A 2,419-nucleotide genomic window follows, 5' to 3' on the forward strand; every position below is an offset into this window, starting at 1 on the left:
ATTAAGTTGTTTCCGACGAGGCTTTTTGGTGATTTTAGCATCTGTGATTAAGGGAATGCCTTTACCTAAAGGCAGCTTTATTCCCGATTTTTCTCCAGCCCCTGGATGAATCTTAAAAACATACCCTTGAAAGGTCCCCCAGTCACCCAGTCATCTTAAATTTTTATCTTTTGTTTACAAACAGTCTCTTAGCGATCGCTTTTAATTCGATTGTTAGCAGTCTGGCAGAAGAAATCGATATATTCTTCATGTCCTCCAGGAAAAACAAGATTTAGGGTTAAGGGATCTTCGGTATCTCTCGGATCGCCTACACCTTCTATGACTTTAATGTTATCGGGATTAGAACGATCTAATCTCAAAGGTTTGCGGTTTTTAACTTCTCCACCACTGCTATCTATATAGACAATGATATTACCCGAATTAAATTCTTTACCTAATGCTTGAATCAATTCCAAGAAACCGCGATCGCTTCCCCCTCGTTTAAATTCCAGGCGATCGCCATTTTCGACAGCTTTACTGGTAACCGTATCTCCAACCCCAACTATAGTCGGCATAATGGCAGGATCGAAATTATCTCGGGCGAGTTTGAGCAACGAACTTTTTTCTTTGGGTGCTTGGCGGGCGTTGAATTCTTGCCCTAGAGGATAGTTACCCGTCTGCAAATAATAGTAGTGATTGAGAATTACTAGTACGCCGACTTCTTTGATTCCTCCCCGCAACATAAATTGAAAATCGGTCGTCCCCGAATCTTTTCCTTGGGCTGGCTGCATGATTTCTTGCCCGTTGTTATCTCTGCCCAAGTTAGGAGCGTAGTGAACGAAAAAGGAGTCAGCCAAACCTTGTTCTCTAGCTTCTGCTAGCAAACGATCCATTAAGGCTTTGATTTCTTGTTGCAAGTCGGCATATAGTTCGGGAAGATCTTTAAATACTTCGTGGAAGACGTTTAAATTCGCCGTTGGAGATACTTTGTTATCCAAGACAGTCGCTTGAATATATTCTTCTAACTTGCTTTCATCTAAGCCATATTTTAATTCTTTGCCCAATTCCCTCAAACAGACTGCAATTTTATCGGGTACGGTAGACAAAAAAGCCATTTCGCGGTCGCTAGTTCCAGGATGGGAAACATTGCCATAGCTATCTTGCCACTGTACGCCACCACCAGCCAAACCTGGGAGATATAGACCTTTTTCCCTGGCTGTGCGATCGCTACCTAGAGCCTTGTCAATTATATTGTTCACTCCTCGCTTGCCAATATGTTCGCCGTTAGTTAAAACATAAAAATGCTTGCCAAAAGCCTTGGCTGCTTCTAGATAGCGAGACTCGATGGTTCTGGTGAGAGGATCTTTAACCAACCCCATACATACCCCATCGAGATCTTGAACGAGTAAAATATTCTCGCGATCGACTAGCATTTGACTCAAACTTTGGCGATCGAGAGATAAGGAACTCTCGTGTAACTTCCAGGGAATATCTCGGACGGACATGAGGGCATATATTGAATTCTTCTATAAGAAGGAATACCACCTATCCGATCCCATTAACAAGTAGGGGCGGTTCACGAACCGCCCCTACTAACTAACTATTTATTAAACTCAATTTGAGAAACCAAACCATAAATTTCCGAAGGCTCTTTTAAAGGTGCTTCTGGAGTTTCGATGGAAGGCCAGGCTGTTTTGAGTTCGGCTAAACTGTCGAGAATAACTTGATGTCCTTCGGGGTTAGCTTGGCTGTGTTGCTCGGCAACAGTTTGATATAGTTCATCAGCATAATTTACAAAACCTCTAGAGTCTTGATATTCAACAATCTCGACAAATTGATTATCAACAATCGCTGCTTCATATTCTGCTGCTGCATTTTTCAACATTTCAACGATCGCATCTAAGACAAATTCGGGAGAATTTAATTGTTCTTCGGGCAAAACGGCGATCGCATCATCAATAGAAATTTCTACTTCTGTAAACAGAGTTGATATTTCAGGAGATTCTGGAGCAGATTTAATTAAATCATGCAATTCGGTTAAGGTAGGTTTAAAATCTTCTGCCCCTTTTTCTGGCAACACTGTTTCAATATCGCTATATAGTTCTTCTACGGGATGACCGATGTGGGGTTCGGCTTCTTCATAGTTTCCTACGGCAATCAACTCTTCCGCTGCCATTAAATGACCTTTCATTAAACCTAAAACAGTCATGTAATCTACATCCGCATCTCCAGTGTCTACCGCAGCTTCGCCGCCTTCAGCACCTTCACCGCCTTCAGCACCTTCGCCACCTTCAGCACCTTCACCACCTTCAGCACCTTCGCCACCTTCAGCACCTTCACCGCCTTCAGCACCTTCACCGCCTTCAGCACCTTCACCGCCTTCAGCACCTTCACCGCCTTCAGCACCTTCACCGCCTTCAGCACCTTCACCGCCTTCAGC

2 protein-coding genes are annotated in these 2,419 nt (G+C 43.4%); both read right to left on the reverse strand.

Features of this window, described 5'->3' with window-relative positions; all coding sequences use genetic code 11:
• Positions 1-188: 188 nt before the first annotated feature.
• Complete coding sequence (gene stpA / locus AC33VI_RS22830) at positions 189-1,484, reverse strand: glucosylglycerol 3-phosphatase (RefSeq protein ID WP_491784561.1); 1,296 nt, start codon at positions 1,482-1,484, stop codon at positions 189-191.
• 95 nt (positions 1,485-1,579) lie between these two features.
• A partial coding sequence (locus tag AC33VI_RS22835) for a 4-helix bundle domain-containing protein (RefSeq protein WP_491784562.1) occupies positions 1,580-2,419 on the reverse strand: 840 nt, incomplete at its 5' end.

The organism is Waterburya sp. (assembly GCF_058530065.1).

Coding starts and splice junctions, on each gene's coding strand:
- stpA (WP_491784561.1), bottom strand. CDS start 1,484: ATGTCCGTCCGAGATATTCCCTGGAAGTTACACGAGAGTTCCTTATCT.